The sequence below is a fragment of the Mycetohabitans sp. B2 genome (assembly GCF_021733735.1).
Classification (GTDB): domain Bacteria; phylum Pseudomonadota; class Gammaproteobacteria; order Burkholderiales; family Burkholderiaceae; genus Mycetohabitans; species Mycetohabitans rhizoxinica.
The window spans coordinates 1-13,650 of record NZ_JAHKSP010000027.1; the positions used below are offsets into that span (position 1 = coordinate 1).

Consider the following 13,650-nt stretch of genomic DNA (forward strand, 5'->3'; position numbering starts at 1 on the left):
TTCCAGGGCCTTCAGGCGCTTGGGCATGATCTCCAAATCGTGGCGCAGCCAGATGCTACGGACACCCTGTGGCGAAACGCACAGGCCCTCGTCAAGAGCAACAAGAACGACTTTGTGAATGCCGAGGCGTCTGCGAGGTGGCTTCGTGCCCGTCCATGCGCTTTGTCACGTCGAAGCGTCCGCGCCTACATGCAGCGGCTTGAGCACCAAAGCGGCCGATTGGCCTGTTGGGTGCGCACCATGCTCACGCGACGATATTCCAATGTGGGGGCGGGCTCATTGCACCAGATAATGAGCCAAGCTCGGCCATCGCTGTCTACTCATACTAACCTCTGGCAAATCCGTCGATGTTAGGTGTCCGCTTCATCCTTCGAGGTCGGGCAAAGTCCGATGAGTCACTCTCAAGAATGCAAGCCTCCACCAAATCCGGTGCGGTTTAGGGAGCTATCGGCAGAGGTGTTTCTATGAGGCGATCACTATCTTGCCAAGTCGAGACATGGGTCCCAACTCACTGGGCAAAAGATTCTGATACGTGATATGGACGTTGAATTGTGAACAAATCCGTAGCGGATGTTCAAGCTTTGGGTTTTGATCACCTCGCACGTAGAGGTGAATGATTTTGGCGTAGTCAGGGTAGTAAGTCGAGTACGCTAGTACTTGCCCAAGAGCATGCTTCCATCTAATGAAGCTCTTTATCTCCACAACGGCGGAGGGAAGTAGCAAATCGACAAATCCAACAGGGGTGTAAACTTCAGCGTGTCCGTCTGGATGGCATACGGACAACATATCTCGAATGCCGCATTCGAGCATGTAACCTTCTGGAACGTACTTGAAATAGCGATCAGCAACTGCCGACGTTGCAAAGTAGTAGCCGTACTTGTGACGCACCTTACTATTCAAGTCTACCTTATAAAGTTGCCTGAAGTGTTGCACAATCTGATCGCCTACGCGTATCGCTTGGTTTTCTCGAAAGAGGAGATCAAAGACGCCGCCGCAGCCCAATTGTCGGCCAGCGTATAACCAACGGGAAGGATGAATCGTTAGAAGGCCGTCCTGGGCTTTTTCTTCGTAAAGAGCATATAGATCAATCATATTGAGATAACGAGCTTCTGATGATGTCGGGGCGGCGGCTGTTCGCCGCAATCATGGGTCGCGCAGCTTGAGTCCGGCTGGCTGCCACACATGTAGCTAACCTTACCTCGCTGAGCGCACCATCCGTAGGTTAGCGGTCTCGCCGGTTTTCGGTTGATGCAGTGGCCGGAATGGGCCCAGGTTTTCTAAAGCAGATCACCCTGTCGCTGCAGAAAGATCTGGATGCAGCGATCACCATAGCGCGGATATTGCGCCGATAGAAGGTTCATCGCCTCCAGCACCGATGCATCGCGTACCGCAAGCTTCGATGCGTAATGCAGTGCCGATCCCGCAACCGAAATTAGCGCGCATGCACGCTGCTTCGATAGGCTTCGTGCATTCGCGTAGGCGACCTGCTGGCGGCGGGTGCACATGCCCACCGTTTTTTTGCGTTGATCTCCTTCATCACCTCCAGTTCAAGATCCCGTTCCGCTAGCATTTTCTTCAGTCGAGCATTCTCCTGCTCGAGTTGCTTCAGATGCTTTACATCGGCGGCGTTCAGGCTACCGAAATGCTGCCGCCAGTTATAGATTGCCTACTCGCTGATCCCATGCTTCTTCGCCACCTCGGCGACCGGCATCTTGCCTGCCTCAAGGCCGTCTGCTGTGCCTTAAATAGCGCAGTGATATAGCCTTACCCGCACCCAAATGAGCCAGACGCAAGCAGCCGAGCTCCTTGGCGTGACTCAGCCGCATGCCTCTGACTTGATGCGCGGCAAGATCAATTTATTTGGCCTTGATGCTTTGGTGAATATGGCGACGGCCGCTGGATTGCACATCGAAATGCAGGTACTCGAAGCAGCCTGATCTACCGTTTCCCTTTGTACGGGGATAAGCAAGCCCACGGAGGCTGAGCAGCTGATCCTGTGGGCCATCGTCGAATTTTTACCGGCGCAATAGTCATTGAGGGGCTCAGCGTCTGTGCCGCGTCCGACGTTCGGCGACGCAAGCGCGGACCTCTCGCATTCGCTGAAAAAATGGAAAAGTGCTTGCCGACTGGGGATCGGTCTGCGTATAATCTTGTTCTCTGCTGATGACGAAAGCAGCGTTGTTCGAAGTCGAGCACGTTGTGACATCTGCAGAAGTTCGTGAGGTTTTCGTTGAAACGAAAAAACGGATCAAAAAAGACTTCACAAACGGAAAAAACGTCGTTATAATGTCGTTCTTTTCTGAGCTGTTAAACAAAACAGCGAGACAGAATGTGAAAAGATTATGTCCCCTTCGTCTAGAGGCCTAGGACATCACCCTTTCACGGTGAGTACAGGGGTTCGAATCCCCTAGGGGACGCCAGATATCGCGTGCACCGAAAGGTGAGCGCAGCATGCAAGTGTAGCCAATGATTGCATGCTAAGATGTCGAATTGGAGTGGTAGTTCAGTTGGTTAGAATACCGGCCTGTCACGCCGGGGGTCGCGGGTTCGAGTCCCGTCCACTCCGCCAAAGTTAAAAAAAGCCCGCTTATGCGGGCTTTTTTATTTCGCTTGCTTATTCCGTATTGCCAGGCGGTCTCGGGTATGAATGCGGCGAATCACTACGCGCATACGTGCGCCGCATTCAGCGGTGGCCCGCCTCTAAATCGAGCGACGCCTATGCGTGTGTCTTTTTGCTGACGCTTGACCAGTAGACCAGCAGCCCAGTCGCCGCCAGCGCGACGCTCAGCGTATTGGCGTACCAAAAGCCGCGCGCGCCAGTCAGTGCCGCGGGCATCCAATGTAGTGGGTCGAAGCCGGCGAGGTATCCGCCGCCCAGGCCGACGCCCCATAGCGCGATGGCGTAGATGATTGTCGGGACCACCGCGACCCGGTACGCACGCAGCGCGAACGCAGTGGTGATCTGCAGCGCGTCGCACAGGTGGTAGGCAGCGACGATCGCCAGCAGCGGCATGGCGGCGGCGACGACGTTCGGGTCGGGCGTATAGGCGGCGATCAGCCACGGCCTGATCGCGAGGATGACCGTTGCGTATAGCAGCGCGATACCTGCGGCCAATCCGATCCCATGCGCGGATAGGGTGCGTGCGGCGGTGAATTCGCGCGCACCGAGCCGTTGGGCGACCAGCGTGGACGTCGCGATGCCGATCGACAAGGGCGTCATATACAGCACTGCGCTGACATTGCTGGTGATCTGGTGCCCGGCAAGCGTTGTGGTGCCGAAACGCGCGATGAACAGCGCCATGAATGTGTAGGATGTGACTTCAATCAGGTAGGACAGGCCCATTGGGACGCCAAGCTTGAGCAACGCCCGTTGTTGCCGCCAGTGAGGCCACGAGCATTGCGCGAACACTGCAAACTGGCGATAGAAATCGACGCGCAGCAGGAGCACGATGCCGACGAGGGCCGATAGCCAATTGATGATCGAGCTGGCGAGGGCGGCGCCTGGACCACCCAGCGCCGGCAGGCCAAACGCGCCGTGGATCAGCAGCGCATTGAGCGGTACTTTCAACATCAGTCCGCCAAGTTGGATCAGCATGACCGGCCGTGGGTTCGCGACCGCATTCGACAGCGAGCTGAAGAGACGGAACAGCAGGCTAGCCGGCAGTCCGAGCGATAGGATGCGCAGGTAGGCGAGCGCGCGCTCATTAAGCTCCGGTGGCGCGTCGGCGATGCGCAGCAACGGCGTTGGGAAGTACAACAGCAGACAGCCGGGCAGCGCCAGTAGGATGGCGAGCCAGGCCGACTGCCGCACTTCTTCGCCGATTTGCGCGTGGCGGTGCGCGCCGAATAATTGTGCCGCGATGGGCTGCAGCGCGACCAGGATGCCAGTCAGACCGATATAGACCGAGATGTAGATCGACGAGCCGAGTCCGAGGGCGGCCAGGTCCGTGGCGCAATACCGTCCGATCATGGCAGTATCGATGACGCCGAACGCAATGATCGCCAACTGCCCGACCAGCACGGGCCAGGCGAGGGAGATAATTTGGCGGGCGTCGGTCAGCATGTCGAGCGAGGGTTGGGCGGTGGGTTGAGGGGCCAGCGTGGCTATCGGCCGGCGGCGCCTGACAGCCTATGGTCTTGAGGACTGGCTATGGGGGGACTAGCTATTGGATCGTGCGGCGCCTCACACTACGTTGCGGTGGCGTCTTCAGTCGCTCGACCCTGACATACAACCGGAACAACTCGTCGCGATCCGCGGCCCGGCGTCCTTCCCACGCGAGGTGCCATGCGTATGGCGGCAGGGTGCCCGGCGCGCTGAAATCGTGCGTGTCCTGTCGCAGCAGTACGTCGCAATCCTCATCGCTAAATGCAAAGCGCATATTGCCGAAGTACGCGAAGGTCGCCAATTGAGCATTGCCCAGACGCACCGGCCGGATACACGCATAGTCAGGTGGCAAATGCGTGGCGATCTGCGTGGCGACGTCGCGGTAGGTCCGGCTGTAGTTCACCACGGGCAACCATAGCGTCATCAGCAGCACCCACATCAGTGTCGTGCCGCCGCTGGTCAGCACGACACTGCGCCAGATGACCTTCGGTTGCCGCGAGATGCGCCAGCGTACCAATGCGATCCAGCCGAGCGTGACGACAAGCGCGCACAGGAACGACAGGGGGGCGAATTCGGGCTGGAATCCGGGCACCAGCCGCGCGAGGTTGCGGGCTAGCGGATGCGGGAAGCCGGTCAAGCTCGCGAGCCAGACCAGCCATACGAAAGAGCCAAGGATCGTGAAGCTGAGCACTGCGAACCAGTCGATCGCGTTGATCGCGCCGCGCTTCAGGGTAGGCAAGCCGAATGCGGCGAGCACCGCGAGCGGCGGAATCAGCAGCATGAAAAACCGGTTGGTTTGATGGCTCTGCAGCACGACCAGCACCAGCAGGGGCCAGAACACGAACATCGGAATTGCCACATGCGGTGCGCGGCGCAGTCCGCCCCAGCTGTACCAGGACCAGATCGCAAGTGGCCATGCGGGCCATGTGAACAGTGGCAAGTTCTTGATCGCGTAGAACAGTGCCTTGGACGGCGGCCCAGAATACTCATCGAAGTTGCCGTGGAACCACGTGCGTAAGAAATCCGGTGCATGCGCTGGGAACACCCATAGCGCGGCCAGTGGCCACGCCAGCCCCAGCGCAAGGGCCAACGGTATCGCGATCACGGCAAACGGCTTGGTCTGGACGCCGTGGACCAGCCCGAGCGTGGCAACGATCGCCACGAGCAATGCGGTTGCCAGCACCGGATTGCCCGCGAATGCGATGCCACCTAGTGCAACGCCAGTCCATGCCGCGCCTTGCAAGGGCTTGTCCAGGCTGCGCACTAGCCCGTACAGCAGCATGGCGACTGCGCTCATTTCAGCGATTTGCGGCGTCGTCTCGTGGCCGCGCTCGGCCAGCCCGAAGCAACCCAGCACGATCAGCAGCGCGCCATCGGCCAACGTGCGCCCGTAGTCCCGCGGCAACGGCTCGCCGCCAAACGCATATTTGAACGGCTGCACTTCCGGGCGCCGGCCAAGCAGGTACGCACCATACCAGACGAACGCGCATGTCATGCAGAAAAACAAACCGGTGTAGAGGCGCGATGCGTTGCTCGGATCGACCAGCGGATCCAGCCATCGGATAAAGGAGGCGCCGACCCAATAGGCAAGTGGCCCATCCGTCGTGATGGGCTTGCCAACCAGGTTCGGCAGCAGCCAATCGCGCCAGGTGCCGCTTGCCATCGTCCACATGACGCCGAAGCCGGCGGCATCCTCGTTCTTCCAAGGATCACGGTCGAACAGGCCGAATGCTGCATAGACGACGCAAATCGTCAGCAAGGCCCAGCGCGGCAGGGCGCTGGTGGCCGAGGCCGTGAGTCGAACAACGGGTCTCATGCGTGGCGATTGGACCTATTCTTGTGATTGGCGATCCAGCATTGTAGTCGCGCTGCGGGTGCCGTTAGACAGAAAAGGGCAGCCTCGGCTGCCCTTGATGGAAACTGCCCCGGCCTGCGCGGCGCGCCGCAAGCGGCGTTGCCAGGTACCGGGGTGGCCGCCTGCGCGGGCGGCCGCTCCGCGGCCGTGCTTACTTCGCGACTTTCGCGCTGGCACGGTTGCCAAACTTTTGGCGGAACTTCTCGACGCGGCCGGTCGTATCCATGAACTTGTTCTGCTCGCCCGTGTAGAAAGGGTGCGATTCGGAAGACACTTCAACCTTTGCGAGCGGATAGGTCTTGCCGTCGAGTTCGATCGACTCACGCGTCTGGATCGTTGAGCTGATGATGAACGTCTTGCCGTTGGACATGTCCTGGAACACGACCTCGCGGATATTGGGGTGAATGCCTTGCTTCATGATACGTTCCTTGGTTTCAAGCGGTAGCCAGCCCGCCGCGTCACCCTGCCGACAGTCTGCTGCCGGTGCGCGAGCCACTTTCCAAAGGTGGAAAAGGCAGAATTATGCCTGAAAATCAGTTGGTTGACGAATTTTTCAGGACCCCGGTGCCGGCTAGGTCCTGCCGATAATAGCGCGCGAGCAGCCGGTACAGCTGCGGATACTGCTCGGCGAAGGCGTGTGGCCGCACGAACAGCGCTTCGCTGCAGACCGCGAAGAATTCCGACGGGTGTTCAGCTGCGTACGGGTCGATTAGCGAATCGTGCTCCAGGCGCGCCCAGCGATGCGGTGGAACCGCGTCCACGCGCGCGCAGAACTGATCGTACGCGTTGTCGAAGATGTCATCCCATTCGGTGCGGCCCAACTGCGCATGCCAGCGGCGGATTAGCGGCGGATGACCGTCGGCATCGCCATTCAGCATGTCGATCTTGTGCGCGAACTCGTGAATCACGACGTTGTACGCATCGTTGCCGTCGCTCATCTGCACGTCTTCCCAGGACAGGATCACCGGGCCACCTTCCCACGCTTCGCCGCTAGCATCTTGTATGATCTCGTGGACCACGCCGGCTTCGTCTTCGACGGTCTTGCGGACCACGAACTCGCCCGGGTACACGATGATGCCGACCCATCCGCGGTACAGCTCCAAGCCCAGGTTTAGCACCGGCAGGCAGGCCTGCGCGGCAATGCCCACGCAGATCTCGTCGGTCAACTCAAGCTCGTGTGCGGTCGTGAACGTCTTTTGTGCAAGAAACAGGCTGACCCGCTCGCGCAGCCGCGCCTGGTCGCCGTCGGTCAAGTAGCCTAGGAAGGGCAGCCGCGCGCAGGTGTGTGCCCATAGCGCGTCCGAAATCGCGAAATCGCGCAACGCGCGCTCGCGGCGCCGCCGTCCGAGCCAGTTGGAGAGTTTGCCGAACATGGTGTCCTGTGCCGTGCGCGATTCAGTTCAATGCACGCTGCCATGCGGCAAACAACCCGCCAACCACTGCTACCGCGGCAAGAAAATAAAAGCCATCTAGTGAAGCCAGAAAACTCGCCTGCTGCGCGACACTGCGCGCGAGCAGCGCGAAGGCGACGCCGTGCGAATCGCCGGACGGATTGCCGGTGGCGAGCACGCCGCGACTCAGCGTATCCAATGTCGCGGAAAAAATCGGATTGTACGGATTGACGGCTTCGACGAGGCGGGTTTCGTGCAGCGCGAGCCGATGCTGCTCGAGCATGATGATCGACGCGGTGGCGAACGAGATGGCCAGTTGCCGCACCAGATTCTTCAACCGGTAGCCGTGGGCGAACTCCTCGGTCTCGAAGAGGCGGAAGGTCAGGTTCGCGACCGGCAGCACGATGAACAACAGCAACAGGCCGCGCAGTAGCAGCGCAGCGGCGAGTGCGTCGCGGCCAACCTGCGGTGACATCTGCGCCGTCCACAGCGCGGCCACTGCCGCGAGCGCGAATCCGGGCACGATGATCCATTTCTTGCGCGGCACGCGCTTCGAATAATGCAGGTAGACGAAGAGCAGCATGCCGGATATCAGCGATGTGACGCCGTTAAAATATCCCGTGCTCTCAATCGTGAAACCCAGCCCGCGCTCCATCAGCCGGGGCAGCAGGTAGCTGAATCCCGTCGACAGATAGTAGTAGAACACATAGAGCACTAGCCCGACCTGAAACGTAGGCTCGCGCAGCGCGTGCAGGCGCACCAGCGGCGTTGGGTGATGCCATTGGTGGTGGACAAACCAGGCGAGTCCGGCAATGCCGCATATAGTCAATACGATCAACTCGGGCGAGCCGGTGAATAGCTGGAAGCGCAGCTGCGTCATGACGATCTGCAACGCGGCCTGCGCGAATGCGAATACCAGATAGGCCCAGTAGTGCGGCTCGGTGCGGTGCGCCGGATCGACGTTCCCGGTATCGGGCAGCGACAACAGCGCAAGCACGCCGAGCACGAAGCCCGCGGGCGCGGTGCAGGCGAATAGTGCCCGCCAGTCGAAATGCGACACTAGCCATGCACCGGCGATTGGGGCGAGCGCACTGCCGGAGACGATGAGCGTCAGAAACACCCGCAGCGCGCTGGCTCGGTGCTGCGCGGTGAAGCTGATTTGAATCAGGATCCGGCACGCGCCGAGCATCGGACCCACGAAGTAGCCCTGTACGCCTCGCGCGAACAGCAGTTGTGCGGAGCTATCGCAGAGCGCCGCTAGCAGCGCGCCGGCGCCGTAGAAGCCCATGCATCCAGCGATGTAGCGGCGATAGCCAATGCGCTCGACCCACCAATGCTGTTGCAGAATGCCCAACACGGCGCCTAGCGCATAGGCGCTCGAAGCCCACACCAGTTCGTCAGGGGAGGCGTTGATGCCGCCGGCGATATAGGTGGCAAAGAACGAGAAAATGGCGTTGTCGAAATAGTCTAGCCCGATGACCGCCGCGAGCACCCATGACATCACCACGCTGCCGCGGTGGGGTGCGGGTGCGGCGCCAGTTGCCGGAGCGGCGTTCATCGGTTGCCGCCGTGGCCCGGACCGTGCGGCACGGAGCAGGGTACTGGACGCTGACGGGCCAGCGCCGCGTCGGTATCGTGTATGGCCTGGCGCTCGTGGCCAGTGTTGACTGGGCTGGCGGTTCCGCGTGTCGATGCCGCCTTCGTGCCGTCCCGCCCATAGGCACCGCCACGCGCCTTGCGCCGCTGTAGCGCAACGTCCACCGGGGCGCCAGCAAGTCGCTGGTCAACATAGTCCAGGTCGTGCCGTAACTGCGTCCGCAGTGCTTGTGCGGTTTTCAGTTCGTTGCGCACCTGAGCAACACGTCGATTCAGGATGTCTAATTGCGTGGCTAGCGAGGCGCGCCATGCGGCGAGCGCGGCAGGCGAGAGGCGCGGGCGGCCTGCGTCGGTCGGTGCCTCGAGCGGCTGCTTCAGCAACTCGGTAATCGCCGTGAGCGAAAAGCCCAATGAGCGCATCCGCAAGATGCGCGCGAAGCGATCGAGATCGGCCTGCTTGTACAGCCGGTAACGTCCCTTGCTGCGGGTAGGCGTTGCGAGTCCCAGTTCCTCGTAGTACTTCAGCGTGCGAGGTGTCACGCCGAGCCGGGTGGCGGCTTCGCCGACGGTCACCAGTGCGCAAGAGGGATCGGCAGGGCGCATCGCGCGGTTCGATTCGACGAGGGGAAAAGCTTATTATATATAAAAACCTGTACGTTCACGTTCACGTTCATGTTCGCGTTCAGGCCGCTCGAGGCCGGCCCGCCTGCAGGCAATGTGCTCCCATAAGCCGCCGGCCCAATAAAAAACCGCCGGCAAGGCCGGCGGTTTGGGGATCGGCGACGTGTGGGCTGCGCTCAACCGCCGCGGCGCATCATGTCGAAGAACTCCGAATTGCTCTTGGTCTGCTTCAGCTTGTCGAGCAGGAATTCCATGGCTTCGATTTCATCCATGTCATGGATGAACTTACGCAGCACCCAGATCTTCTGCAGAATTTCTGGCTTAATCAGCAATTCCTCGCGACGGGTGCCTGATTTGTTCAGGTTGATCGACGGATAGACCCGCTTTTCTGCAAGGCGCCGTTCCAGATGCACCTCCATGTTGCCGGTGCCCTTGAATTCCTCATAGATCACGTCGTCCATGCGGCTGCCAGTTTCGATCAGCGCAGTGCCGATGATCGTCAGCGAACCGCCTTCCTCCACGTTGCGCGCCGCACCGAAGAAGCGCTTCGGGCGTTGCAGCGCGTTGGCGTCAACGCCGCCGGTCAAGACCTTGCCCGAGGCCGGCACGACGGTGTTGTAGGCGCGTGCAAGCCGCGTGATCGAGTCCAGTAGGATGACCACATCGTGCTTCATCTCGACCAGCCGCTTGGCCTTCTCGATCACCATTTCGGCGACCTGCACGTGACGCGACGCTGGTTCGTCGAACGTGGACGCAATCACTTCGCCGGCCACCGAGCGCTGCATTTCAGTCACTTCTTCTGGGCGCTCGTCGATCAGCAGCACGAACAATGTGACGTCCGGATGGTTTGACTTAATCGCATGCGCGATGTGCTGCAGCATCACGGTCTTGCCCGACTTCGGCGACGCGACCAGCAGTCCGCGCTGGCCTTTGCCGATCGGTGCAATCATGTCGATGATGCGGCTGGTGATGTTTTCCTCGCCGCGCACGTCGCGCTCCAGTGACAGCGGCTTGTTCGGGTGCAGCGGCGTGAGGTTCTCGAACATGATCTTGTGTTTCGAGGCCTCGGGCGGCTGCCCGTTGACTTTGTCGACCTTGACCAGCGCGAAATACCGCTCGCCGTCCTTCGGCGTCCGGACTTCGCCTTCGATCGTGTCACCGGTGTGCAGGTTGAAACGGCGGATTTGCGACGGACTGATGTAGATGTCGTCGGTGCTTGCCAGATACGACGTTTCTGGCGAGCGTAAAAAGCCAAAACCGTCCGGCAGCACTTCGAGGGTGCCGTCGCCGAAGATTGTTTCGCCAGTCTTGGCGCGCTTTTTCAGAATTGCGAACATCAACTCCTGTTTGCGCAGGCGGTTCGCGTTTTCGATCTCCAGGCCATTGGCCATTTCGATCAAAGCAGATACGTGTTGCGACTTGAGCTCGGATAAATGCATACAGGAATCCCGCCAGGGAAAGAGGAGAAGCGACAGAAAGGGGAGGAGGGTCGTCGGGCGACGAGCCCGGTTAGGACGTTATACGATTTAAAACGTATTTGACTTTTCTAATCTTAGCATAGCATAGCCATGCGAATTCAAGCATAGTCACAATGCGGCGCTCGTTGCGTCCTTGCAACAAGCGCCGTCACGGTGCGGGCGGCGCCGCGGGGCTCAGATATGGCTGTCGATCAGCGCCGTGATTTGGGCCTTCGACAATGCACCCACCTTCGTCTGGGCCACCACGCCGTTCTTGAATAGGATCAACGTCGGAATGCCCCGCACGCTAAACTTGGCCGGCGTCGACGGATTCTGATCGACATCGATTTTTGCGACCTGCAGGCGGTCGCCGTAGTCGCGTGCCACCTCGTCCAGTAGCGGCGCGATCATCTTGCACGGGCCGCACCATTCCGCCCAGAAGTCTAGAAGGACGGGCTTGTCCGCCTTAAGGACGTCCTGTTCGAAAGAAGCATCGGTGATGTGCTTGATTTGTTCGCTCATTATCGCGTTACCTCTAAAGGCACCCGAGGTGCGGCCTCATGATGGCCCCCCGATATGCCCGATCTCCAAAAACCCGCCCGGCGGCATGCTGCTGCCGCGCGGCGGCCCTCGCGAAGCGCAACGGCGGGACCATCCCGCCCATTCGCAGGTCGTTCAGCCGTCATCTTAACGTAATTCGTTTCCCATCGTGTGCGGTGGCGTCACGATGCAATCCAGTGTTAGAATACGCCGTGACGGGCCTCCTCGCATGGCGGCGCGGTCAACCTGGTCAGGTCGGGAACGAAGCAGCCACAGCCGTTTTCTGCCAGTGCCGAGGGTTGGGCTCGTCACCTTCCTCTTTCTGGTCACCCGATCGGGCTATTCCGCTCCCATTGTCTTCGTTGTCCCCCGGTGTCAACGCAACGTGCATACGCGTCTTGCACCAATGCCCGTGCATGATCCGTTCGCCCACTGGCATCTCTCACTGGTGTCCTTTTTTCGTTTGCCCACTGGTACGCCTGCATCCGACGGCGTGCTGCCGACTTCGCGCGTGGTGCGCGTGAGCGTTGCTGATACAATTTCGCGATGACCTATCAAGTTCTCGCACGCAAGTGGCGGCCCAGGGATTTCGCGTCGCTCGTCGGCCAGGAGCACGTGGTGCGCGCGCTCACCCATGCGCTGCAAGCGCAGCGGCTGCATCACGCTTATTTGTTCACCGGCACCCGCGGCGTTGGCAAGACCACGCTGTCGCGGATCTTGGCCAAGGCGCTCAACTGCGAAGCTGGCATTACCGCCACGCCATGCGGCGTATGCAAGGCGTGTCGTGAAATCGACGAAGGTCGTTTCGTCGACTACGTTGAAATGGACGCAGCCAGCAACCGGGGCGTCGACGAGATGGCGGCGCTGCTCGAGCGCGCCGTCTACGCGCCGGTCGATGCGCGCTTCAAAGTCTACATGATCGACGAAGTGCACATGCTGACCCATCACGCGTTCAACTCGATGCTCAAGACGCTCGAGGAGCCACCGGCGCATGTGAAGTTCATTCTCGCGACGACGGACCCGCAGAAGATTCCTGTCACCGTGTTATCGCGCTGTTTGCAGTTCAACCTCAAACAGATGCCGGCAGGCCATATCGTGTCGCACCTGGAACGTATCCTGGCTGACGAGGGTATCGGTTTCGAGACGCAAGCGCTGCGCCTGTTGTCGCGTGCCGCGGACGGTAGCATGCGCGATGCGCTGTCGTTGACCGATCAGGCGATCGCGTACGCGGCAGGTGCGGTAACCGAACAGGCCGTGCGGGGCATGCTCGGCGCACTGGACCAAAGCTACCTGGTGCGCTTGCTGGATGCGCTCGCCATGCGCGACGGCGCCGCGGTGCGCTCGGTGGCTGACGAGATGGCAGCGCGCAGCCTATCGTTCTCGACCGCGTTGCAGGATCTGTCCAGCTTGCTGCACCGTATCGCGTGGGCGCAGGCGGTGCCTGATTCGGTGCTGGACGAGTGGCCGGAAGCCGCGGACATTCGACGTTTTGCGGGGCAGCTGACGCCCGAAGCCGTGCAGCTCTATTATCAGATCGCGACGATTGGTCGCGCTGAACTGGGGTTGGCCCCAGACGAGTATGCCGGTTTCACGATGGCGTTATTGCGCATGCTTGCGTTCGGGACTGTCGACGTGATGCGCGAGCCTGCGCCGGCGGATATGCCGCCGGCCCCCAGCACGCCGTCGATGGGCGCACCGGGGGCCGGCGGCGGTCCGACAGGCGGTGACGCGCACGCCGCCGGTGCCACGCAACGCGAGCCTGTACCGCGCTTGCACGCCCGCGCAGCGACGCAGGCTCTCGCCATGTCCACTTATGCCGCCGGGGCGGCGCAAACGACTGCACGCTCGCCTGGCGTGCCGGCAAAGGCACGCGGCGGGGCTGACGCGAATGAGGCGCTGCAGGCGGAAGGGGCCCGCACGGAGGGGGCGTGCGCAAACGCGACGCAGACGAGCCCCGTCAGGACTGCTGCGACTGGCATGGGCGCAGCCCAGGCGCAGCCGGACGAGACCGGAGTGCCTCACACAGAGAATGATTTGACGGACGGGGTTGAGGCCGGTTCGAGCCCTCACGCGTTGCAGGAGGAC

Annotated in this window: 9 protein-coding genes, 2 tRNA genes, 1 other RNA gene and 3 pseudogenes; 5 read left to right on the forward strand and 10 right to left on the reverse strand. The window is 60.8% G+C overall.

Annotated elements, in window-relative coordinates:
• Positions 1-462: 462 nt before the first annotated feature.
• Together KPG66_RS05865 and KPG66_RS05870 are read right to left on the reverse strand one after the other, a co-directional pair.
• Positions 463-1,092, reverse strand: coding sequence for a hypothetical protein (locus tag KPG66_RS05865; RefSeq protein ID WP_041753406.1), 630 nt, complete (start codon positions 1,090-1,092; stop codon positions 463-465).
• 197 nt (positions 1,093-1,289) lie between these two features.
• Positions 1,290-1,711, reverse strand: a pseudogene (locus tag KPG66_RS05870) (transposase); the annotation flags it as partial.
• Positions 1,712-1,763: 52 nt separating this feature from the next.
• On the opposite strand from KPG66_RS05870, the pseudogene KPG66_RS05875 reads away from it, so the two are divergent.
• The 3 genes and pseudogenes from KPG66_RS05875 to KPG66_RS05885 form a co-directional block, all read left to right on the forward strand.
• A pseudogene (locus tag KPG66_RS05875) lies at positions 1,764-1,937 on the forward strand (helix-turn-helix domain-containing protein); the annotation flags it as partial.
• Positions 1,938-2,344: 407 nt separating this feature from the next.
• Positions 2,345-2,420, forward strand: a tRNA-Glu gene (locus KPG66_RS05880).
• Between the two features lie 72 nt (positions 2,421-2,492).
• Positions 2,493-2,569 (forward strand) — tRNA-Asp (locus KPG66_RS05885).
• Positions 2,570-2,716: 147 nt separating this feature from the next.
• On the opposite strand, the gene KPG66_RS05890 is transcribed toward KPG66_RS05885, so the two are convergent.
• The 8 genes and pseudogenes from KPG66_RS05890 to trxA form a co-directional block, all read right to left on the reverse strand.
• Positions 2,717-4,063: an MATE family efflux transporter gene (locus KPG66_RS05890; RefSeq protein ID WP_237070250.1), complete on the reverse strand. Its 1,347-nt coding sequence runs from the start codon at positions 4,061-4,063 to the stop codon at positions 2,717-2,719.
• Positions 4,064-4,163: 100 nt separating this feature from the next.
• Positions 4,164-5,921, reverse strand: coding sequence for an ArnT family glycosyltransferase (locus KPG66_RS05895; RefSeq protein ID WP_013435074.1), 1,758 nt, complete (start codon positions 5,919-5,921; stop codon positions 4,164-4,166).
• A 190-nt stretch (positions 5,922-6,111) separates the two neighbouring features.
• The gene (locus tag KPG66_RS05900) at positions 6,112-6,378 is read right to left on the reverse strand and encodes a type B 50S ribosomal protein L31 (RefSeq protein WP_041754213.1); all 267 of its coding nucleotides are present in this window, start codon (positions 6,376-6,378) and stop codon (positions 6,112-6,114) included.
• 115 nt (positions 6,379-6,493) lie between these two features.
• Positions 6,494-7,333, reverse strand: a complete 840-nt coding sequence (locus KPG66_RS05905; RefSeq protein ID WP_237070251.1) for a zinc-dependent peptidase — start codon at positions 7,331-7,333, stop codon at positions 6,494-6,496.
• A gap of 22 nt (positions 7,334-7,355) precedes the next feature.
• Positions 7,356-8,852, reverse strand: coding sequence for an MFS transporter (locus KPG66_RS05910; RefSeq protein ID WP_237070253.1), 1,497 nt, complete (start codon positions 8,850-8,852; stop codon positions 7,356-7,358).
• Positions 8,853-9,070: 218 nt separating this feature from the next.
• A pseudogene (locus KPG66_RS05915) lies at positions 9,071-9,550 on the reverse strand (MerR family transcriptional regulator); the annotation flags it as partial.
• A gap of 194 nt (positions 9,551-9,744) precedes the next feature.
• Positions 9,745-11,007, reverse strand: coding sequence for a transcription termination factor Rho (rho, locus tag KPG66_RS05920; RefSeq protein ID WP_013435079.1), 1,263 nt, complete (start codon positions 11,005-11,007; stop codon positions 9,745-9,747).
• 213 nt (positions 11,008-11,220) lie between these two features.
• Positions 11,221-11,547 carry a thioredoxin TrxA gene (gene trxA, locus KPG66_RS05925; protein WP_013435081.1) on the reverse strand — a complete coding sequence of 109 codons (327 nt, stop codon included), beginning with the start codon at positions 11,545-11,547 and terminating at the stop codon, positions 11,221-11,223.
• 232 nt (positions 11,548-11,779) lie between these two features.
• Here trxA and ffs point away from each other — a divergent pair.
• Positions 11,780-11,878: signal recognition particle sRNA small type (gene ffs, locus KPG66_RS05930), an RNA gene on the forward strand.
• A 233-nt stretch (positions 11,879-12,111) separates the two neighbouring features.
• Positions 12,112-13,650 (forward strand): DNA polymerase III subunit gamma/tau (gene dnaX / locus KPG66_RS05935; protein ID WP_237070252.1); only part of this gene is annotated, 1,539 nt, incomplete at its 3' end.

Bases quoted from the DNA above. Each gene is read 5' to 3' on its own strand.
- KPG66_RS05865 (WP_041753406.1), bottom strand. From the start codon at position 1,092: ATGATTGATCTATATGCTCTTTACGAAGAAAAAGCCCAGGACGGCCTT.
- KPG66_RS05890 (WP_237070250.1), bottom strand. From the start codon at position 4,063: ATGCTGACCGACGCCCGCCAAATTATCTCCCTCGCCTGGCCCGTGCTG.
- KPG66_RS05895 (WP_013435074.1), bottom strand. From the start codon at position 5,921: ATGAGACCCGTTGTTCGACTCACGGCCTCGGCCACCAGCGCCCTGCCG.
- KPG66_RS05900 (WP_041754213.1), bottom strand. From the start codon at position 6,378: ATGAAGCAAGGCATTCACCCCAATATCCGCGAGGTCGTGTTCCAGGAC.
- KPG66_RS05905 (WP_237070251.1), bottom strand. From the start codon at position 7,333: ATGTTCGGCAAACTCTCCAACTGGCTCGGACGGCGGCGCCGCGAGCGC.
- KPG66_RS05910 (WP_237070253.1), bottom strand. From the start codon at position 8,852: ATGTCATGGGTGCTCGCGGCGGTCATCGGGCTAGACTATTTCGACAAC.
- rho (WP_013435079.1), bottom strand. From the start codon at position 11,007: ATGCATTTATCCGAGCTCAAGTCGCAACACGTATCTGCTTTGATCGAA.
- trxA (WP_013435081.1), bottom strand. From the start codon at position 11,547: ATGAGCGAACAAATCAAGCACATCACCGATGCTTCTTTCGAACAGGAC.